The organism is Peribacillus sp. NPDC097264 (assembly GCF_050277925.1).
GTDB lineage: Bacteria > Bacillota > Bacilli > Bacillales > DSM-1321 > Peribacillus.
This window is the reverse complement of the sequence record NZ_JBNNSR010000006.1, coordinates 252,225-274,076: the sequence shown is the minus strand read 5'-3', so window position 1 is coordinate 274,076 and position 21,852 is coordinate 252,225. Positions and strand designations below refer to the sequence as shown.

18 protein-coding genes are annotated in these 21,852 nt (G+C 43.5%); 13 read left to right on the top strand and 5 right to left on the bottom strand.

The features are described from left to right. Positions 1–42 precede the first annotated feature (42 nt). The 6 genes from gltB to ACQKL0_RS11775 all read left to right on the top strand — a co-directional run bounded on the left by gltB (position 43) and on the right by ACQKL0_RS11775 (position 8,960). The gene (gltB, locus tag ACQKL0_RS11800) at positions 43–4,593 is read left to right on the top strand and encodes a glutamate synthase large subunit (RefSeq protein ID WP_427687787.1); all 4,551 of its coding nucleotides are present in this window, start codon (positions 43–45) and stop codon (positions 4,591–4,593) included. A 16-nt stretch (positions 4,594–4,609) separates the two neighbouring features. Then, complete coding sequence (gene gltD, locus ACQKL0_RS11795) at positions 4,610–6,091, top strand: glutamate synthase small subunit (RefSeq protein WP_402987296.1); 1,482 nt, start codon at positions 4,610–4,612, stop codon at positions 6,089–6,091. A gap of 585 nt (positions 6,092–6,676) precedes the next feature. After that, positions 6,677–7,171 (top strand): RNA polymerase sigma factor, encoded by a 495-nt coding sequence (locus ACQKL0_RS11790; RefSeq protein ID WP_402987293.1) that lies wholly within the window; start codon positions 6,677–6,679, stop codon positions 7,169–7,171. Further along, complete coding sequence (locus tag ACQKL0_RS11785; protein WP_427687784.1) at positions 7,168–7,716, top strand: zf-HC2 domain-containing protein; 549 nt, start codon at positions 7,168–7,170, stop codon at positions 7,714–7,716. Before ACQKL0_RS11790 ends, ACQKL0_RS11785 begins: the two co-directional genes overlap by 4 nt. A 2-nt stretch (positions 7,717–7,718) precedes the next feature. Further along, positions 7,719–8,402 carry a hypothetical protein gene (locus ACQKL0_RS11780; RefSeq protein WP_427687782.1) on the top strand — a complete coding sequence of 228 codons (684 nt, stop codon included), beginning with the start codon at positions 7,719–7,721 and terminating at the stop codon, positions 8,400–8,402. A 132-nt stretch (positions 8,403–8,534) separates the two neighbouring features. Next, positions 8,535–8,960, top strand: a complete 426-nt coding sequence (locus ACQKL0_RS11775; protein ID WP_427687780.1) for a cytidine deaminase — start codon at positions 8,535–8,537, stop codon at positions 8,958–8,960. A 56-nt stretch (positions 8,961–9,016) separates the two neighbouring features. Here the strand turns inward: ACQKL0_RS11775 and ACQKL0_RS11770 are convergent, their stop codons facing one another. After that, positions 9,017–9,652 (bottom strand): FusB/FusC family EF-G-binding protein, encoded by a 636-nt coding sequence (locus tag ACQKL0_RS11770; RefSeq protein ID WP_427687778.1) that lies wholly within the window; start codon positions 9,650–9,652, stop codon positions 9,017–9,019. A 137-nt stretch (positions 9,653–9,789) separates the two neighbouring features. Next, positions 9,790–10,053 (bottom strand): CD3324 family protein, encoded by a 264-nt coding sequence (locus ACQKL0_RS11765; RefSeq protein WP_427687776.1) that lies wholly within the window; start codon positions 10,051–10,053, stop codon positions 9,790–9,792. A 343-nt stretch (positions 10,054–10,396) separates the two neighbouring features. Between ACQKL0_RS11765 and ACQKL0_RS11760 the strand changes: the two genes are divergently transcribed. The 5 genes from ACQKL0_RS11760 to ACQKL0_RS11740 all read left to right on the top strand — a co-directional run bounded on the left by ACQKL0_RS11760 (position 10,397) and on the right by ACQKL0_RS11740 (position 16,036). Continuing rightward, a complete protein-coding gene (locus ACQKL0_RS11760; RefSeq protein ID WP_407406480.1) occupies positions 10,397–11,038 on the top strand; it encodes an SDR family oxidoreductase in 642 nt (213 codons plus the stop codon). Positions 11,039–11,402: 364 nt separating this feature from the next. Beyond that, positions 11,403–12,731: a branched-chain amino acid transport system II carrier protein gene (gene brnQ, locus ACQKL0_RS11755; RefSeq protein ID WP_427687773.1), complete on the top strand. Its 1,329-nt coding sequence runs from the start codon at positions 11,403–11,405 to the stop codon at positions 12,729–12,731. Between the two features lie 138 nt (positions 12,732–12,869). Continuing rightward, positions 12,870–13,733 (top strand): AAA family ATPase, encoded by an 864-nt coding sequence (locus ACQKL0_RS11750; RefSeq protein ID WP_427687771.1) that lies wholly within the window; start codon positions 12,870–12,872, stop codon positions 13,731–13,733. 15 nt (positions 13,734–13,748) lie between these two features. Continuing rightward, positions 13,749–15,665, top strand: a complete 1,917-nt coding sequence (locus ACQKL0_RS11745) for a vWA domain-containing protein (RefSeq protein ID WP_427687769.1) — start codon at positions 13,749–13,751, stop codon at positions 15,663–15,665. Between the two features lie 74 nt (positions 15,666–15,739). Beyond that, entirely contained in the window at positions 15,740–16,036 is a 297-nt protein-coding gene (locus tag ACQKL0_RS11740) for a spore coat protein (protein ID WP_402957133.1), read from the top strand. 68 nt (positions 16,037–16,104) lie between these two features. Here the strand turns inward: ACQKL0_RS11740 and ACQKL0_RS11735 are convergent, their stop codons facing one another. Continuing rightward, a complete protein-coding gene (locus ACQKL0_RS11735; protein WP_427687767.1) occupies positions 16,105–16,224 on the bottom strand; it encodes a DUF4023 family protein in 120 nt (39 codons plus the stop codon). A 175-nt stretch (positions 16,225–16,399) separates the two neighbouring features. On the opposite strand from ACQKL0_RS11735, the gene ACQKL0_RS11730 reads away from it, so the two are divergent. Continuing rightward, the gene (locus ACQKL0_RS11730; RefSeq protein ID WP_427687766.1) at positions 16,400–17,374 is read left to right on the top strand and encodes an alpha/beta fold hydrolase; all 975 of its coding nucleotides are present in this window, start codon (positions 16,400–16,402) and stop codon (positions 17,372–17,374) included. Between the two features lie 278 nt (positions 17,375–17,652). Here ACQKL0_RS11730 and ACQKL0_RS11725 read toward each other — a convergent pair whose 3' ends face one another. After that, complete coding sequence (locus tag ACQKL0_RS11725; protein WP_427687764.1) at positions 17,653–19,689, bottom strand: acyltransferase family protein; 2,037 nt, start codon at positions 19,687–19,689, stop codon at positions 17,653–17,655. 260 nt (positions 19,690–19,949) lie between these two features. After that, positions 19,950–20,663 carry a DUF4261 domain-containing protein gene (locus ACQKL0_RS11720; protein ID WP_427687762.1) on the bottom strand — a complete coding sequence of 238 codons (714 nt, stop codon included), beginning with the start codon at positions 20,661–20,663 and terminating at the stop codon, positions 19,950–19,952. 461 nt (positions 20,664–21,124) lie between these two features. On the opposite strand from ACQKL0_RS11720, the gene ACQKL0_RS11715 reads away from it, so the two are divergent. Further along, a complete protein-coding gene (locus tag ACQKL0_RS11715) occupies positions 21,125–21,841 on the top strand; it encodes a YebC/PmpR family DNA-binding transcriptional regulator (RefSeq protein WP_427687857.1) in 717 nt (238 codons plus the stop codon). Positions 21,842–21,852: the final 11 nt, after the last annotated feature.

The window sequence follows — 21,852 nt, the reverse complement described above, 5'->3', positions numbered from 1 at the left end:
TAAGTGACATAACGGTGTAAGAAATAAGAGGGGGGAAAACGTATGACATACAATCAAATACCAAAAGCACAAGGTCTTTACCGTCCGGAATTTGAACATGATGCATGTGGGATCGGTTTATACGCTCATTTAAAGGGGCTAGCTACACATGATATCGTCAAGCAAGGACTGCAGATGCTGTGCCAATTAGACCACCGCGGTGGACAAGGGAGCGATCCTCTAACAGGGGATGGAGCAGGATTGATGGTGCAAATTCCTGATAAGTATTTCAAGCTGACTTGCCCGGAAATGAATTTGCCGGCAAAAGGACGCTATGGTGTGGGCATGCTCTTTTTTTCCAACGATGATGCTGAACGAAATGAGATTGAAGCGCGTCTGAATTCATTAATCGAACAAGAGGGTCAAACGCTTCTAGGCTGGAGAACGGTTCCTGTGGATGCAGGGAAATTAGGGGACGTCGGCAAAGAAACATGCCCGACGATCCGACAGGTGTTCATCGGGGCAAGTGATGACGTTACAGAAGACTTGGCTTTCGAGCGCAAATTATTCATCATCAGGAAACAGGCTGAAAACTGGGCAAGGGAACGTGGAAACCGTTTTTATTTTGCGAGTCTTTCCAGCGCGACGATCGTTTACAAGGGATTGCTGACACCGGAACAAGTCGATGCATTTTATCTTGATTTGCAGCATGAAGATTTTTTGTCCGCTTTCGCTTTAGTGCATTCCCGCTTTAGTACCAACACATTCCCTAGCTGGGAACGGGCCCATCCAAACCGCTACTTGATCCATAATGGGGAGATCAATACGCTTCGGGGCAATGTCAACTGGATGAAAGCGCGTGAACAGCAGTTCGTTTCGGATGCTTTCGGGGATGATTTACAAAAGGTCCTGCCTATCTTGGATACGGATGGAAGCGACTCATCCATTTTGGATAACGCCCTTGAATTCTTCGTCCTGGCAGGCCGCAAGCCGGCGCATGCAGCGATGATGCTGATTCCTGAGCCATGGACGGAAAATCCGCATATGACCAAGGAAAAGAAAGCCTTTTACGAATACCACAGCATGTTGATGGAGCCTTGGGATGGTCCGACGGCGATTTCGTTCACGAATGGGAAACAAATCGGGGCGATCCTAGACCGTAACGGATTAAGACCTGCCCGTTATTATGTGACCAAAGATGACTACATCATTTTCTCCTCTGAAGTCGGGGTAATCGAAGTCGAGCCGGAAAATGTATTATATAAAGAGCGTTTAAGCCCAGGCAGGATGCTTCTACTTGATTTAGAGGAAGGCCGCATCATCTCGGATGAAGAAATCAAATCCGAAATGGCGAACGAACAACCGTATCAAAAGTGGCTGGACGAACAGATTGTGCAGTTGACGGACGAAGATCAGCCGGTCGATGTGGAACCTCTATCCGATTTGGTTTTCAGTCAGAAAGCGTTCGGCTATACGTATGAAGACGTACAAAAATATTTGTTGCCGGTCATTAAGGAAGGAAAAGATCCACTTGGCTCGATGGGGAACGATATTCCGTTGGCGGTATTGGCCGATGGTCCGCAATCGCTTTTCAATTACTTCAAGCAATCCTTTGCCCAGGTGACCAACCCACCAATCGATTCGCTTCGTGAACAAATAGTTACGTCAACGATGACGTTTCTAGGGGCAGAAGGCGACTTACTGAATCCGAATGAAAAGAATAGCCATCGCATTCAACTGGATACACCGGTATTGACGCCAGGCCATATGAATCAGCTTAAAGAAAATAACTACCCGGAATTCAAAAGTAGGGTCATCGAGACTTTATTTTCTGAAGATTTGGAACTTGAATTAAATCGAATATGCCGGGAAGCGGAACAAGCGATAACGGAAGGCATCAGCCTCTTGATTTTATCCGATAAGAACATGAGCGAAGACCGTGCTGCGATTCCTCCATTATTGGCGGCCAGTGCCCTTCACCAAGAGCTTATTCGTCATGGGAACCGGACGAAGGTCAGCATCATCGTCGAAACCGGAGAGGCAAGGGAGGTCCATCACTTTGCAGCTTTGATTGGATATGGGGTGGATGCCATTTATCCGTATCTTGCTTTTGAAACGTATAAGCAGGCAGTCGCAGACGGCAGTTTAACGATCAGTTACGAGAAAACGGTCAGCAAATATGTGAAAGCCGTGACGGAAGGCATCGTCAAGATCATGTCGAAGATGGGAATTTCCACGGTCCAAAGTTACCGTGGTGCCCAAATTTTCGAAGCGGTCGGAATTAGTGCGAATGTGATTGAACGCTATTTCAGTGGTACAGCGTCACAGCTTAGTGGGATTGAATTGGAGACCATTGCAGAAGAAGCATTGATCCGTCACCAACGGGCTGTCGTCGATCTTTCCAACCAGACGCTTGAAGCGGGCAGTGATTTTCAATATCGGGCAAATGGTCAGCATCATGCGTTCAACCCGAAAACGATTCATACGTTGCAATGGGCGTGCCGAAAAGGTGATTACAGCCTATTTAAGCAATATTCCCAGTTGGCGAATGAAGAGCGACTTGGATTTTTGCGGAATTTATTCGCATTCAACCAAAAGAACCAAAGTATCTCCATAGATGAAGTGGAATCCGTGGAATCCATCGTGCGCCGCTTCAAAACAGGGGCCATGTCATTTGGGTCGTTAAGTCAGGAAGCACATGAAACATTGGCGATTGCGATGAACCGTTTAGGCGGAAAAAGTAATAGTGGAGAAGGCGGGGAACATCCGAATCGGTATGAAATCGATGAAAACGGTGATAGCCGCCGCAGTGGAATCAAGCAGATTGCATCCGGTCGTTTTGGTGTGAAAAGCCATTATCTCGTGAATGCCGATGAGCTTCAAATTAAGATGGCACAAGGAGCGAAACCGGGTGAAGGTGGGCAGTTGCCTGGGAATAAGGTATACCCTTGGGTAGCCGAAGTTCGTGGATCCACGCCAGGCGTCGGTCTGATTTCACCACCGCCACATCATGATATTTATTCGATTGAAGATTTGGCGCAATTGATCCATGACTTGAAAAATGCCAATCGCGAGGCAAGGATCAGCGTCAAGCTGGTATCGAAAGCGGGAGTCGGTACGATTGCCGCAGGTGTTGCCAAAGGAGCTGCCGATGTGATTGTCATCAGCGGATATGATGGGGGAACGGGTGCCTCGCCTAAAACGAGCATCAAGCATACTGGACTGCCGTGGGAGCTTGGTCTTGCCGAAGCCCATCAGACCTTGATGCTGAACGGTCTACGTAGTCGAGTCGTCCTTGAAACGGACGGAAAGCTGATGACTGGCCGTGACGTGGTCATGGCGGCGATACTTGGTGCCGAAGAGTTCGGTTTCGCAACCGCTCCACTAGTCGTACTTGGTTGTGTGATGATGCGCGCGTGCCACTTGGATACATGTCCAGTAGGTGTAGCTACACAAAACCCTGAGCTACGGAGCAAATTTGCCGGAGATCCGGATCATGTCGTGAATTTCATGCGTTTCATTGCAGAGGAAGTTCGTGAAACGATGGCTGAACTAGGGTTCAAAACGGTTGACGAAATGGTTGGCCGCACGGATGTTTTACAGGTGAGCGAGCGGGCCAAGGCTCATTGGAAAACGAAACACCTGGACTTATCGACCCTTCTTTTCCAACCGGAAGGAATCCGTACGTTTCAGCATCCGCAAAATCATAAAATCGAAGAATCCTTGGATGTCAGGGAAATCCTCCCTGCTGTACAGCCTGCCCTTGAGGACCAAACTCAAGTGGACGCAAGTTTCCCAATCACAAACGTGAATCGCGTGGTTGGAACGATCGTCGGTAGTGAAGTTTCCAAACGATATGGTGAGGAAGGACTGCCGGAAGATACGATCACCCTTCGCTTCACGGGATCAGCCGGTCAAAGCTTCGGTGCCTTCATACCAAAGGGGATGTCGATGTATTTGACAGGTGATGTCAATGACTATATCGGTAAAGGATTATCAGGAGGGAAATTGGTCGTCACATCTCCACCTGGAAATCAGATGGAAGCGGGCGATAATGTGATTGCCGGGAATATTGCCCTATATGGTGCCACTAGCGGGGAAGCATACATCAACGGACGTGCCGGTGAGCGTTTTGCGGTCCGGAATAGCGGCGTACATGTCGTCGTCGAGGGAATTGGCGACCATGGTTGCGAGTATATGACAGGCGGTCGTGTCGTGATTCTGGGGGATGTCGGGAAAAACTTTGCAGCCGGTATGTCAGGCGGTATTGCCTATGTACTTGCAGACGAAGTGGAAGCATTCAAAGCCTTGTGTAACCCAGAAATGATCGAATTCGAAACGCTTGACGACATAAAAGATAGTAATGAAGTAAAAGAATTGATTTCGAACCACCTGCATTATACAGAGAGTGCGAAAGCCTCCTATGTGCTGGAGAACTGGAACGATCTTGTGAAAAGGTTCGTTAAAGTCATTCCGAAGGATTACAAGCGGATGATGAATAGCATCGAGGAACATAAGCAAGCTGGTCTATCGAAAGAAGAAGCCTTCATGGGTGCGTTTCAGGCCAATGCGATCCAAGGTAAAAAATCCACCAAACAAGCTGTGATGCTGTAAGGAAGGGGAGAGTCAAATGGGAAAAGCAACAGGATTTATGGAATATCCGCGTGAAAAGCCAAGTGAACGGAATCCTCTAACAAGGTTAAGGGACTGGAGAGAATACTCCACTTCTTTCTCGGACGAAAAACTAAGCAGGCAGGGAGCACGGTGCATGGACTGTGCCACCCCTTTCTGTCATGTGGGCATGGAATTGAACCGGGTCACAACGGGTTGTCCGATTAACAATCTGATTCCGGAGTGGAATGATTTAGTGTACCGTGGCAGATGGAAGGAAGCGTTGGAGCGTTTAATGAAGACGAATAACTTCCCTGAGTTCACGGGCCGTGTCTGCCCGGCTCCTTGCGAAGGGTCGTGTACGGTAGCAATTAACGACCCGGCCGTTGCCATCAAAAGCATCGAACGCTCCATCATTGACAAGGGCTTCGAAAATGGCTGGATCACACCGCGCATTCCACAACAGCGGACCGGGAAGAAAATTGCCATCATCGGTTCCGGTCCTGCCGGATTGGCAAGTGCCGATCAGTTAAACCAAGCAGGCCATTCGGTAACGGTGTATGAGCGTTCTGACCGTGCCGGCGGTTTATTGACATATGGAATCCCGAACATGAAGCTGGAGAAAGATGTCGTCGCACGCCGGATCACTTTATTGAATCAAGAAGGCATCGATTTCGTCCTGAATACGGAAGTCGGGAAGGACATCACAAAAGAGGAACTGCAAAACCAATACGATGCCGTCATCCTCTGCACAGGTGCCCAGAAGCAACGCGAACTGGATATCGAAGGCCGTGAAGCAAAAGGCATTCACCTAGCGATGGATTACTTAACAACGGCGACGAAAAGCTTATTGGACTCCAACTTCGAAGATGGCAAGTTTTTAAATACGAAGGGTAAGGATGTCATCGTCATCGGTGGCGGCGATACAGGCGCCGATTGTGTTGCGACGGCCCTTCGCCAAGGATGTAACAGTGTCGTGCAATTCGGGAAACACCCAATCCTGCCGACTGCTCGTACGTCGGATAACATGTGGCCAGCCTATCCAAACGTATTTTCACTTGAGTATGCGTACGAAGAAGCGGAAGCGAAATTTGGCTCCGATCCACGTCAATACTCGATTCAAACGAAAAAGATCGTGGCCGATGAACAAGGCAACGTAAAGGAACTGCATACGATCCAAATGGAAAAAATTAAAGGGGAAGATGGCATCTATCTCTTTAAAGAAATTCCGGGCACGGAGAAAGTATGGCCGGCCCAATTCGTCTTCATTGCCATCGGATTCGAAGGAACAGAGCAACCGCTCCTCACTCAATTCGGAGTGGATACTGTCAATCAAAAGATCGATGCCGCCTATGGTGATTATAGAACGAATGTCGAAGGCGTTTTTGCTGCCGGAGATGCGAGAAGAGGGCAAAGCCTGATTGTCTGGGCCATCAATGAAGGCCGTGAAGTAGCGAGGGAAGTGAACAGCTACTTGATGGGTGCCACGGTATTGGCGTAAGAAATGCGGTTTCTAGCACTTCTTTTAGACTGTAGCCACACTTGATGAAAAATGTGTTTGTTTATATATGGTTTGTACAATGTGGACGTTGATTTCCACTTCAGGCACTCGCTTTCCGCGGGCGGTCGGGGAGCCTCCTCGACTTCGCCTGCGGTGTCTCTCCTAGACGCGCATTTCCCGCAGGAGTCTCGTACCTTCCGTTCCAATCCACTTTGCATTATCATCAAGTAAAATCTATATATCCGAAGCGTAAAGAAACGATTGAGTATGTTTCGCGGGCAAAAGAGTATGGATTGGATTACTTTAAGGGACTTTTAAATAAACAGGCGATGTTCTTTTGTCGATAAACTGTAAGAAGTGCTGTTTCTAGCACTTCTTTTTTTTAGGTTTTTTTTCTTTAATCTTAATGTACAGGTTTTATAAGGTCATTTAGTCTACTCATCTATAAGGCTGTTAACTATTTTTCGCTTAACTATATAGTAAAATTACAAAATTAACCTAAAATATGGTGATTTTTAAAAAAAGTTGTAACGAAACATGTAACCGAGGTATTAATACTAGGAAAGGCAAGAGAGAGAGGGCGTTATGAAGAAGCTTGAAGAAGAATACGAAGAAATCCAACCAAAAATTTATGCGTTTTTTTATGCCAAGACAGGAAATCAGGCAACTGCTCAAGATCTTTGCCACGACACCTTTTATGAGGCGTGTAAAAACATCGCATCATATAATGGCGATTCCACCTTATCAACTTGGATGTTTTCGATTGCAAATAATCTATTGAAGAAGTATTACCGCAAAAACAAATATCAGCTTGACTTAATGAAAAAACTTTCCATGGTGCCCGAAACCGAAATCCATTCATTAGAAGAGCTAGCAGAAATTAAGGAGGATACGAAAAATCTTTTGTATCATATTTCAAAGTTGGAGGATTCAGCGAGAGAGATTGTACTACTGCGTATATACGGGGAGCTGAGTTTTGCAGATATTGGCGCATTAATCGGTAAATCTGAAAATTATGCGCGAGTATCCTTTCACCGTCTGAAATTGAGGATTCAAAAAACAATGGAGGAGACTTTATGAACACAAGATGTTCGGTGACACAAGATTTACTACCTTTATACGAAGAGGAATTATTGCAACGGGAAACTCAACAGTTTGTTGAGGAGCATTTGCAAAGTTGCCAAGAATGTCGGCAGATAGCAGAACAATCACAGATTCCATTGCCCGCGGAAGTAATACCCGGCGGTGCTTCTAAAAAAATGATGCGGAATATAACCTTGAAATTGACGACAATACAGATTTTCTTTGTAGCCATTGCCTTTATATTGGCAATGAGTACGACCATTATGAATGACAATAGTGGCTTTATTCTGACCTACGCCATTTTAGGTACGGTCACGTATCTGTTTTACCGATCAGTCCTCATTGCCATCCTGCTTGCGGGTATACCGAATTTCATATGGAATTGCCTGTTATATATGACGGATTGGTTCGGCGAGTTTTATGCTCAAAGTTTTTCGGAAGCTCTTCTAATAGCACTGACTTCCTTAATTGTCCACCTGCTGTTAACTTTTGTCGGAATCATCATCGGCTTTTGCATTCTTAAAATAAGAGAGGAGCATTAATTATGAAAAAGAAAATGATATACAGTGTGATTGCCATTTCATTAATTGCCGCCATAGTGTTCGCTTATATGCAAATGAGCGGAAATAAAACTGGTAAGTATAAAGCTAAGGAGAGCCTGGAGGAATTTTTAGAACAGACTTATCCCGACATGGACTATGAAATCAAGCGGTCGGTAGGGTATGGATGGACCGATGAAACGTATGAGTTCCATGTAGTGGTAAAGAATTCAAAAGCAGTTGAAACCACCTATCGGTTCTATGTCTCCGGCATCGAACCATATGAAGTGTATAGTGATACAATCCATGAATCCAAGATAGAGAAAGACGCATCCAAAAAGCTAAATGCGGAGGCAGAACAGTATATTCTAACGCTCCTCCAGGAAAAAATCCCGCAAGTCGATTCTGTGGATACCGATGTGGAAGTATACAACGAAGTTACCGAGGAATGGACGCCGCAGATGAAAACGCCAAAGCCCCTTCACATTATGCTGGAAATGGAAAAAGGCGATGTAACAAAAGAACAGATGGTTCAGCAGTGCAAGATGATACAGGAGCTATTGAATGACGAATCGATCGATTATGATACTACCGAGGTGGGATATCGAAGTATGGTGAACGGAGAAGAAAATTATGAGTATGTTAGTTTTACTCCAGGCAAGGAATTGACCATAAATGATTTGAATTAAAAACGAATAAGACTTTCACTTAAATATTTTCTATGGACCGCATCGTTTGTTAGCCGTAACTGCCAGTTCGGTGTGGATTGATAAGTCAGGCGTGTCTAGAGCTAGTCGTTTTTTAGAAAAGGGGAATGCTGTATGATGACCTATCCTTTACAAGAATCCGATTATCCAGTAATCGAGGCTGCAAGGGAAAAGATCAAAGCGCTGTACGAGGAAGATAAGCACCATGTAGGGGCAGCGTTGAAGACAAAGTCGGGTAAAATTGTAGCTGCGGTACATATGGAAGCATATGTCGGCCGAATCACGGTGTGTGCTGAAGCCGTTGCGATTGGAAAGGCGATATCGGAAGGGGAAAAAGAGTTTGATACGATCGTGGCTGTGAAGCATCCCTATTCCGATGAAATCAATAGAGAGTTAAAGGTGGTCAGTCCTTGTGGGATGTGCCGGGAACTGATCTCGGATTATGCAGAGGATTGTTTTGTGATCATAGAGGTGGACGGGGTAACGGTTAAAACGAAAATCAGCGAGTTGATCCCTCTGAAATATACGAGGGGATCGTGAAACAAGAGGAACATGCAAAAGGCAATCCTTCATACCAAAGGGTTGCCTTTATCACTTTATTTGATCCGCGAAATGAAGTCATCCAATTTATCCAATGTGGTGATATTCTGGTTACATTTCATACTATCGTTACAAATATAGTTTCCTTTTTTTATGAATGTGCCTTGAACGGTCCCTTTTGTTTCAGACATGAACATCCCGACTTCCTCAAAGCGGCTGCATATCGCGCAGATCCCTTTTTTATGAGAAGGTTTGAATGTCCCATGCAGTCCAACCAGCTTATTATGCCAGGGGGTGATGATGAATTTCTTTCCAGAGCCCTTATCGTCCCATCCCAAGTAGGATATCTCTCGTAAATCGATGTTCTCCATTTTGGGGGCCTTTAATTTCTTCGCCTTCGGAAATAACTTCTTGACCGTTTGTTCCGTTACTTCTTTAAAAGGGATGACATAGGGTTTGAGTTCCAAGAGAAAGGCTTCAGCATGGGCAGGATCCTTGATGGTGTCGATGGGATCCAGAAGTTGCTTGTGCCTGTCATCCAGTTCATTGAATAAATTAAGCACTCTTTCTTTTGCAACGGACTTGACTGTATGGACGACATCTTTATCGTTGGCTGTTGCGTGTCCATTTATCAGTATCTGCGTTTGTAATTTGATGAAGTTATATTGTTCACTTTTGATAAAGGGTTTCATTTCCCAACTCCTGTTCATGTTCCTGTTGCTTTCATTTTACAGAATCCGCTTTTTGAATGAAAGGTGGAAAATGTTTAGGAAACAAATTTGGCATAGAAATAGCACTGATCTCTTTCATCAGTGCTGCGAGACAAGCTCTATTTGGAATAAATGATTTTTTTTATGGTTTCCGTTGAGAGAAAGTGTTTCTCCGCTAATTGATGGATAGCGGTCCCGGTTTTAAAGGCATATTTAATCGAGGCATTTCGCTCATCAATTAATTTCCGGGATCCAGAACGTGTTCCCCATTTATAATGCGTTTGATCAGGTTTGGGAATATAGATGGTTTCCCCTTGCACATACTTTTGAATTTCCTGAATCAATGCCTCGGGTAAAACGGCTGTTGCTTTTACATACGTCATTTCTGCCAGCTCCTTATTTTTTGTTCCGAATGAAATAAGGGGCAAAGCCTGTTTAATAGAAATGATAAAAGATGGGCGATGTTCGTTTACTTCATTTCCACCCCATGCAAAGTATCGCCTCCACTATCAGGCTTTGCATGAGACGCTGCAGAAGGTGGCAAAACACGTTTCATTGCCATCATTACACCTCCTTATCGAATTCCCTTTATTATAAAATATCTCAAGAACATTGCAAGGAAATTCCATTTTCATCCTGGCGTTATGCTGATTGTTTGCTGTTGCGCACCGTTCATGAAATAATTGGATGAGAAAACCAATTATCCAGTATGGGGGCTGATTTTATATGAAAGTATTCGTAGTTGGAGCAAATGGGCAGATTGGGAAAAAGGTAGTTACGTTATTGAAAGAAAGTGAACATAGTGTCCGGGCCATGATTCGAAAAGAGGAACAGAAGAAATCATTTGAAGAAATCGGAGTCGAATCAGTGGTCGTCAGCTTGACGGGAACGGTGGAAGAAATTTCAGAAGCGGCGAAAGGGTGCGACGCCATCGTGTTTGCAGCAGGTTCCGGGGGCAGCACAGGGGCTGATCAAACCTTATTGGTAGATCTTGACGGCGCAGTCAAGACAATCGAAGCGGCTGAAAATTTACAGGTGAAGCGGTTTATCATGGTCAGCGCTTTTCAGGCAAACAACCGGGAAAACTGGAGCGAAGCCATTAAACCGTATTATGTGGCCAAGCACTATGCCGATCGAGCACTGTTGCATAGCGATTTAACGTATACAATCATCCGGCCGGGCGGTCTCGTGAACGAACCGGGAACAGGCCAGGTGACGGCTGCCGAGAAACTGGAAAGGGGCACGATCCCGCGGGAGGATGTGGCCAAGACAATTGTGGCTGCCTTAACCGAGGAACATACCTATAACCGTTCCTTTGATTTGATTGCAGGGGAAACTCCAATTGCTGAAGCGTTGAATTCCATATAAGATAGGAAGAACGAATGAGCAGGGCCATCCCAAATGGATGGCCCTGCTTTTGCGTTTATCAGGCCAGCTCTGGTTAACCAAACAAAAACATTATCGGCTACTGAAATAACGTTATTTTAGTCTTCAGAGTTCTTTTTCCTTGTATCGAAAGACCCACTATCATGCATGAAACTATTTTTATTTAGATAATAAGAAGCACTAAAATGATTTTTCGGAATAATTACTAAAATAGTTTTTGACAAACGTACCACTGCATTTTATAGTTAGGAGTGTTGTGTTGTGGGTTTGTACGAATCGGTACTTTGAATCGCAGGCACTTCTCTTATCTAATGATTAGGAGAATTAGAACATTGGAGGTTTCGTAATGTCACAGAAAGCACCACTTTCTTTTACATTGGTTACAGGTTTAATGCTATTTGCTTTGTTTTTTGGGGCAGGTAATTTGATTTTTCCTGCCATGCTTGGTCAATCCTCTGGGACCAACTTATGGTCGGCTAACCTTGGATTCATCCTTACCGGAGTTGGATTGCCTTTTATCGGAATCCTGGCATTTGGTATTTCAGGTAAAAATGATGTGCAGTCACTGGTAAGCCGGGCGCATCCTATGTTCGGTTTGATTTTCACAATCGTTCTTTATCTATCGCTTGGACCATTATTCGCTCTTCCGCGAACCGGAAGCGTATCTTATGAAATAGGAATTAAGCCATTCCTTCCAGATGGAGTCGGTTTTTTACCTTTGTTGGTCTTCACCATCATCTACTTTGGCGTTGCTTGTCTCTTATCTATTAATCCCTCAAAAGTTTTGGATATTGTCGGAAAAATATTAACTCCATTATTATTAATTTTCATTGCCATCCTGATCATTGTGGCGATCATAAACCCAATGGGGGACATTCAAGCTCCTATAGCAGACTATTCTGACAATTCATTCTTTAAAGGATTCAAAGAGGGCTATTTAACAATGGATACCCTGGCATCCTTTGCTTTTGGTATCATTGTGATCAATACCATCAAGGATAGGGGCATCACTTCCAAGAAGGAAATTCTGAAGTTCTGTACTAAAGCCGGTTTGATTGCAGCCTTCCTGTTAATGATCGTTTATACGTCATTAACATATGTAGGGGCAACTAGTGTGGAATTGCTTGGCCAGTTAGGGAATGGCGGCGACGTTCTTGCCCAAGTATCGAACCACTTTTTCGGTTCTGGAGGTGCAGTGTTATTAGGCCTGATTGTGATTGCCGCTTGTTTAACGACGAGCATCGGCCTGATTACGGCATGTTCTACTTACTTTAACAAGTTGTGGCCATCTGTATCCTATAAAATCTTTGTGGTCATTTTTTCTGCATTCAGTGCAGCGGTGGCCAATGTCGGCCTAAGCAACTTAATCGAGTATACGGTGCCGGTATTGACGGCGCTCTATCCAGTTGCCATCGTCATCATCGCGTTGACATTTTTACATCCCCTTTTCAAAGGGAGATCGGAAGTGTATTTGGGAAGTCTTTTCCTTACCTTGATTTTCGGGATTTATGATGGACTCATTGCTTTCGGGATACCAAAGAACCCGGTTACTGAATTTTTGACTGACTACCTGCCATTATTCAGTGTAGGGGTAGGTTGGGTCATTCCTGCCATCGTTGGTGGGATAATCGGCTATATCGTAAGCCTGATAAAAGGGCAACCGGTAACGAATTAGAATGTAAGGCTAGAAATGATACGATTATGAATGAAAGGAGCTGTCTTTTTTGACGGCTCCTTTTTGATTAAATGCAGATGTTTGTCTTTACTGGAAAAGAACTTTAGAATGAGGAAAAAGGAGTGGAGTGAGATCGTGATGAATACGTTGCCAGAAAAAATAGCGAATATTTTACATATGAATAAGAAAAAACCTGTTCAATTTCAGGAGCTGATTTCCAAAGGTGGATATTTGCCACCCGAGATGGATTTGATGGTCGATGCGATTTCAGCGTTGAGCATGGGGAAAAACATTTTGTTAAAAGGTCCCACAGGGGCAGGGAAGACGAAGTTTGCGGAGACGTTATCCCATTTATTCAACCAGCCGATGTTCAGCGTCAACTGTTCGGTCGATTTGGATGCTGAGAGCTTGTTGGGCTTCAAGACTTTATCCTTTAACGAGGGCAAACAGGAGATTGAATTCGTTCCGGGACCCGTGACAAATGCGATGAATCACGGAACTTTCCTCTATATTGATGAAATCAACATGGCGAAGCCTGAAACGTTGCCGTTGATCAATGGGGTGCTTGATTATAGAAGGACGATCACGAATCCATTTACGAATGAAATCGTCACGGCAAAAGAGGACTTCAATGTGATTGCGGCCATCAATGAAGGCTATGTCGGTACAGTGCCGTTGAATGAAGCGCTGAAAAACCGGTTCATCGTGATTGAGGTTCCCTATATTGAAGGAGAGCAGCTTAAGCAATTGATCGAAACCAATACGAAACTGAAGGATGCACGGACCATTGAGCTGTTCGTCAAGCTATCGGGTGATTTGATTCATGCCGTGAATCAAGGGAAAGTGGCTGAGGATGCAGCATCGATACGGGCACTGCTTGATGCGTGTGATTTAAGTGTACTGATCCCACCTAAGCGGGCGATTCTTCGTTCAATCGTGGATAAGCTTGATGAGGAACGGGAGCGGGAATTTGTGAAGAACTTGGCCGACACATTATTCTAACTAGGAGAATGCCGCATGAAGTATATTCGATTCAACGATTCAATTATTGATACGGCGCTTTTTTTGCAGCTTCAGGATTTATCGACGGTTTTATCCGGTATTCCAGAACTGGAATTTGAATACAACTATGGATCTTTCCTTGATTCTGTAAACAGTAAAGTCACGGCGAGTCATTTTTGGGAAAACGGCAACCAAGAGGTAAAGGCTGCAGGATTGAAGACGGATGTCCTTCTCAGGACGATTGGGACCCTTCATCATTCGAGCGTGAAGGATTTACAGTCCTATCGGGAAGTCATCGAGGAAAGCGGGCTTCCAAAGTTTTCGGCAGAGCTGTTTACCTTATTCGAAGATGTACGACTTGAAGAATTGATCAAAAAAGAGCGCCCGGGAACAAAGAAGTGGTTTTCTATACGCGAGGCGTATCTTACGCAATACTTTGAAACGCAATCGGCTGCGAACGTAACGAGGAGCTTTGCACTTGATGAACTGTTCTGCCTGATTTATTTACTGCTTCATTCCGATCGTCCGGATCCGATTTTTCCACGAGCCAACGGACGCCAGGTGGAGGCATTGGAAAAAATCAAACCGTTGATTTATATGGTGTTTGAAGCAAGGAAAACGAGTGATATCACAAGAATTTGCGAACAAATCGTCTTCCGTTTGAATGAAGAGTATCAAGATAGCATGAATGAGTATTTCATCTTCCCGGTCGCGAATGTGGAACAGTATACAGCCAACACGCTTTTCGATGAACTGACGCGAAACGATGAGTTAGCGAATGATGACACAGAAGATGTGGATGAAGAGAATAGCGAGTTCATCGATGAAAAGTTCTCGACATGGCACCGGGAGAATAAGAATGGCGAGAACCCTTCCACCTTCCTTCAGTTTGAATTGGAGCAGGGGACGAAAACGAGCATGCTGGGTGGCGGTGCACGGGAAGCGGAAGATGCTGACCAGGCGTTGGCCTCGATTCAAGGCTCTTCCGGTGAAAGTAAAGAAAAGGACTACAAGCAACAGGAGACACTCGAGAAAAAGCAAACGAATGCCGGGAAGAACGGAGATTATCCGTTTGGCGAGGATAATAAAGATGCCGTCATGATAACCAAAAAGGCGAGGGCGTCAACAATCGATGAGGAAAAACGGTATCGAGAGTTCGTGGCTGACATCGAACCTTTCAAGCGGAAGCTTTCCAGCACCATCGAAAAGACGCTTGAAAATAAGAAGAATGCACCAAGAAGAGATTTGGCGTTCGGAAGGTTATCCAAGAAGTTGCTGCCACTCGTACTGGATGAAAACCCGAGGGTCTTTTATAAAAAGAACCAGGAGTCCAAGGAAATCGATGCCGTGTTCACACTTCTTGTCGATTGCTCGGCCTCGATGCACAATAAAATGGATGAAACGAAGCGTGGCATTGTCCTCTTTCATGAAGTGCTGAAGAAATTGAAAATCCCCCATTCAATCGTCGGATTTTGGGAAGACGCCAATGATGTGAAAGAAGGGTACCAACCGAACTATTTTCATGTGATTCACTCCCATTCCGATTCTCTTTACCAGAATGCCGGCGCGAAGATCATGCAGCTTGAACCTGAGGAAGATAATCGGGACGGTTACAGCATCCGCGTCGCCACTAAGGAATTGGAAAGAAGGCGGGAGAAGAATCGCTTTCTGCTCGTCTTCTCCGATGGCGAACCGGCTGCTGCACATTACGACCAGAATGGGATCGTCGATACGCATCTTGCCGTATCCGAAGCACGTAAAAAGGGAATCGATGTCATTGGCATGTTTCTAGCGGATGGAAGCATAGAGGAAAGCGAAGAACTGACGATGAAAAACATCTATGGCAAAGAAAGGCTGATGGTTCCCACTGTATCTGAATTGCCAGAGCACTTTACCCCGCTGTTGAAGAAACTGTTATTAAAGACAATATGACGCCTGGAATTTTTGAGCACGCTTCTGTCTATTCATCATATTCTAGACTGTAACCTAGATGAGGAGTGACAGAGATGTACTACACAAGACAGAACTTTGGCGGATATGGAAACTTCGGGGGATTCCCGGGAGTTGGAGGATATGGTGTTCCAGGAGGGTTTGGTCAACCAGTTGGGTATCCGATGTTTGGTGGCATGGGTGGTCATCCGGGAATGGGCTTTCCAGGAGGATTTCCGATGCACCACGGTTATGGCGGACAGAATAGCTTTCCCATGCAGATGCCAGGTGGCATGGGCGGACATGGAGGAGCCTTTCATCCATACCCGATGCATGGCGGCATGGGCCAAGGCGGCGGATATCAGCAATATTGAAACAGGAAAAAAGAGCCAGAGGAGATCAATGTATGATCTCCTCTGGCTCTTTTTGTTTGGCTCTTTGATCAATGCTGTTTGTTCGGCAACCTTTTCTCTGGGTGTCCGTTCCCCTGACGGCGTTTATTATCCGCTTCTTTTTTTTGCTGTTCCTTGATTTTCTTAACAAATTCCTCAGAACGTTCCATGCATAAAACCTCCTCCGTTATATTCTTTTTTACTATAACCAGAACGACTATGATTCATGAGGAAATCGAGCCGGAATTTACCCTGTGTGGCGAGAACATCCATAACTTAACAAATTATCCTGTATCCTTTTCCGAACCTGGAGCGTCATTTATATAGAAGGGAAAGGGGATGAACATGAAAAAGAGAAATAGGACGCTCAGGGTCATGCGGTCAATCCTATTATTTGTTGTGGCCATATCCTTGGCTTGGGTCGCTTTCCATACGGTCATGAAGGCCTATGAACAAAAGAAACACCCGGTATGGGGGCAAATGGTGGAAGTGGATGGAAAGGAGATGCATGTGTATGCCAAAGGCGAGGGGGAGCATACGATTGTTCTATTAAGCGGTTTAGGAACGGCGGCGCCTGTCTTGGATTACGAACCATTGATTGACGAGATGGCAAAGGATAATAAAATCGTCGTAGTGGAGCCATTTGGCTATGGTTGGAGTGAGCTGACGAATAAGGAGAGGACCGTGGAAAACGTCGTGGAGGAAATACGAACGGCCCTGAAAAAATCAAAGATAGAAGGTCCATACATATTGATGCCCCACTCCCTATCCGGAATCTATAGCATGTACTATGCCCATGAATATCCAAACGAGATCAAGGCCATTATCGGAGTGGATTTCACGTTACCGAAGGCATTGGAGTATTTTGAGGAGCCTGCTCCTAGCATGCCTGCCTATTTGAAGTATGTTGCACCCACTGGATTGGCACGAATAGCTTCTTACGTGAGCGCGGAAAATGTCCTGCCGATTGCGGATGAGGGTATATATTCAGAAGAAAATCTAGACATGACCAAAACGATTACGGCTTGGAAAGTGTACAACCGAAATATTGTCGATGAAGCAAATGCGATAGAGGAGAATGTGAACAAGACGAAGGAGATGTCCTTCCCTTCAAACATGCCGCTCCTGATCTTTGCTGCCAAAAGAGATAAGGTAACAGAAGATGGTAAATCGAATGAAACGTTTTATCAAGAGCAATTGGGGGAGAACCCTTTAAATGAACTCGTGGTCTTAGAAGGCCATCATTATCTTCATTGGACGCGCTATAAGGAAATGGGTGAACATGTTCGTCATTTCACGGCACAATTAGAAGACCGGTAAAGGAAACTACTGAATTCTGAGGGGGATTTTTATGCCGAAGGAAGGTGATATATTTCCTATGCTTGAAACAAAACAATTAGTGGAAAAGCATGGGTTTATAAGTAAGGATTATTAGGTTAGTTGTGGTGAATCTGATGATTCATATATGTATTCCTTCCGAAACAAGAATTTGAGGGAGGTGGCTGGGAATTTAAACTATGCCCCTAATTCCTATTGGCCATTAAAAAAAGAAATAGGGATAAAAACTGAAATCTCCAGTTTATTATCCCTATTTCTTTTCAATTATTCTTGAGTATACTGTTGATTTTTTCTTTGAATATAGGCGCGAAACTTTCAGAGTAAGAATTCGTTAAATGTCTATCATCGCGATGAATGACGATGTTTCCTATAATAGGCTGATATTTACCGTCTATTTTAAAGTAATTGGTTAAATCCATTTTATTCAATGATTGGTTCTCACTTTCGAATTGCTTCCAAAAGCTTTCGTCTTTCTGATTATCTGTTTTATTCATTTTTTTTATGGTTTCTTCAAGTCCAGCTGTTTCTAATGATTCCAACACATTAAAACTATATCTTGGGCTATCACGAATAGCCAATACTTCAATGTCATATTCATCTTTAACAAACTGTAGCTGATCAATCATTTGTTGTTGTATTTTTTCGTTAGACGTATCAGCAGCCGTAGCTTGGGATACGATTAGATCCACATCTTCATTTTTTAGATAGTTTAAAGCATTATTGACCCAGATGCCTTTCAAATCGTCATCCGAGTAACCTGTTGAGAATCGTGTACCTGAACGAGTGATATTTAATATACGATAATTCTCATTTTTCGTTGCTTTTAATAGGGCACCTAACCAATGTTCCGAATGGGAACTACCCACCAGCGCGATTGTAGCATCGTAATTTTCAGTTTCGCCGTATTCTCCGACTTTTAGGTCACTTTCCTTTAACCCTTGGTTACTGCCATCCAAATGTGCTTTCGGTAGATCATTAAATACATCGGAAAGGGCAGGTAATGGGTCTTCGTCAGGGACATCATCAGGGTTATTTACAGCTAAGGCTCCTGGATAATTCTTTGTATCCATTACCTTTTGGGGCTTAGATTGGTCTATATACATTTGTGTCAAAAGAGAACCAATTAAGAGTATATTTATACTACCGAGTATCGCAAGTCTTGAAAATGCATATTTATTGTTAGACGAGCTTCGAAGGGGTGCTTCAATATATCGTGTCATTAAAAATGAAAGCGCGACAGAAGAAATAATAATTAGAAGTCCAACGACTACCCCTGGAGTTTCTTGGACATTATAACGATAAAATTCCAATATTACCCAATGCCACAAATAGATTCCAAAAGATATCCCTCCTAGCTTCACCATTAGAGGTGAACCTAAAAAGCGTTTGATACCGTATTTTGTCTCACGTGTACCAGACAGAACAATGAATAAGGCGCAAGTCATTGGCCAGATGGCAACATACCCTGGAAACATTTCAGAAACGTTGAAAACTATTCCAGTTAAAACTAAACCGATTAGTCCTAACCAACCTATAATTGTAGCAATATATTTGTTTATCTTAATTGATGATAAATTGACACAGAGCAAACTACCTAAAGAAAATTCCCATACACGTGTCATTGTTATGAAATAAGCCCAAGGTTGATCGACAGCGGTTAAATATATAGAGTATATAAAGGAAGAAACAAATAATACTCCTAAAATCGTATTAATTAATGTTTTAACTTTAGTTAATTTATATTTTTTTATTATAAATAAAATTAAAGTAAACACTAAAAACCAAATCAGATAAAACTGTCCTTGTATAGACAAAGCCCAAAAGTGTTCAACGGGTGATTTCATTTGACTGGCATCTAAATAATCTGTGCTAGAAAAAGCGAGTTGCCAATTTTGATAGAAAAACATGGAGGCAAATACTTCGCGTATAGTTTTACTTAAAATTGAATCTGGTAGTAAAAACCAACTTAAAATCAGAACAATTCCGAGAATGCAAAATACGGAAGGAAGCAATCTTTTTGCTAATTTTGTAATATATGCCCGAAAACTAAATTTACCTGTTCGGTTTATTGTGGAGATAATGGAAGTTGTAATTAGAAAACCTGAAATGACAAAGAATACATCCACCCCTCCAGAAACACGGTTAAGCCATATATGATACACCGCTACTAGTAGTGCAGCAATAACACGTAACCCCTCGATTTCGGGTCTGAATTTCCTTTCAATATTAATTAAAGGTTTCCTTTGTTCATTTGGAAATGATGGTTGTTTATTTTGTTTTAATAATGGTTGGTTCATTTAATTATCTCCTATACTTTTTATCTTGCTTAATTAAACATTTACAAAATAAAATTATATCATTATAAGAAGAGTTTCTGTCAATATAGTAGGAAATTTTCCTTAGTATGTATTTTAGGACCTGAATTTAATAGGTTGGAAGTAAAGTGAAAAGCAGAGATTAGACGGGGAATCACCTTGAAGGAACATGGAGAAAAATTTATGAAAAAGCCACCTATTCTGTATAAGTGGCTTCCTGATCGTTATATGGTATAACACATTTATTTTTCTAAACTCCACAATCCATACGGGTTGTAAAAAGGATGGTCTTCCTCGTACCTGAAGTCTTGACGGCTAGTCAATGTAAAGGTGGGGGCATCCGATTTTATCCGGAAATCCTGGCCATTTGTGAAGGTAGGTCTTTCCCCAAGGTTATAAAAGTTGAAGGTGCTCAGTAATGTCACCGCATCTTTTGGGCTCATCGTGTTTGGCGTGACGACATCTGGGAGGCCAAAAGCCTTCATTCCGAATGAACCATAGTGGTCGTCCTCGCCGATGATGGTGACAAAGTGGGCATAAACCGGGATGATATCCGGGTTCTTCTGTAAAGTTTGCCAGGCTTCCTTCGTATGAGCCATGCCCGACGTTTCGATTTTCACAGCCATGCCGCCAGCTTTAAGCAAGGCCGACCCAGCATCAATCAGGTTTATGACGGCCTCAAAGTCAGATACTTCCGCAATGATATAGACCGTGAAGGTATGATGATCGATTTCGGTCAACAGACTTTCAGGAAATGCCCCTTTACTGGCATAATCGAAGGCCTCTTTCAAATGAGGTTCATACTCATACACTTCGATAGGAAATGTAATATTCTTTTCTTTGTTATGCAAAACGTGTCCAGCCAACAGGTATCCATCGCTTTGCGTAGCCACCGCCTGAATCAATTCCGTGCGGTTCTTCCACACTCCAGGTATTCCGATAATAATTTCGGTCATGACGCACCTCGACTTTCTTTTTTTTACTATACTACGTCTTCTGCCGGTTTGTCTTATTGTATAATAGTGGAAAAGGGGCGATTCTTTTGAAAAATTACACCTCGATCTGTTTGCTTTTATTCAGTTCCAGCATTTTTTTGGGGTTAGCGTTAAGGAGTGTTTCGGAATACCCCATGCTTATCGGCGTGAGTATAGGGACGGTCTTCCTGATTCTGGCCATGATTACTGTAGGGATAAGAAACAGAAGGCAGACCTGATACTTTTTCTAGTGGAAAATTCATAGTGTGTAGGACTTTTTCAAATTAATGCAATTGATGTATAATATAAGCGAGTGACGGTATGTGATATTTTTACTAGAATATAATTTGTAGATTCACTCGTGGATCTATGGAAAAATGGTAATGGAATTTACCATATCAATCGATTTTTGTTTATCCAATGATGAAAGAGAGTGGAATATAATGGGTCGTAAGTGGAATAATATCAAGGAAAAAAAAGCGTCTAAAGATGCAAATACTAGCCGTATTTATGCAAAATTCGGACGTGAAATTTATGTGGTAGCCAAACAAGGTGAACCTGATCCGGAATCGAATCAGGCTTTACGTGTCGTATTGGAACGTGCGAAAACGTACAATGTACCAAGAGCGATCATTGACCGTGCAATCGAGAAGGCAAAAGGTGGTTCTGAAGAGAACTATGATGAACTTCGCTATGAAGGCTTCGGACCTAATGGATCCATGGTGATTGTGGACGCACTGACAAACAACGTTAACCGTACTGCTTCTGATGTACGTGCCGCTTTCGGTAAAAATGGAGGAAACATGGGGGTCAGCGGATCTGTTGCCTATATGTTCGATGCCACGGCCGTTTTCGGGATAGAAGGAAAGAATTCCGAAGAAGTACTAGAATTATTGATGGAAGCGGACGTTGATGTTCGTGATATCATCGATGAAGAAGATTCGGTTATCGTGTATGCGGAAACTGATCAATTCCATGCTGTACAACGAGCATTCAAAGATGTAGGCATCACGGAGTTCACGGTTGCCGAGCTTACCATGCTTGCACAAAATGACCTAACACTTCCTGCTGATGCACAAGAGCAATTCGAAAAAATGATTGATGCATTAGAGGACTTAGAAGACGTTCAACAAGTTTATCACAATGTGGATCTTGGTTGATTATATAGAAA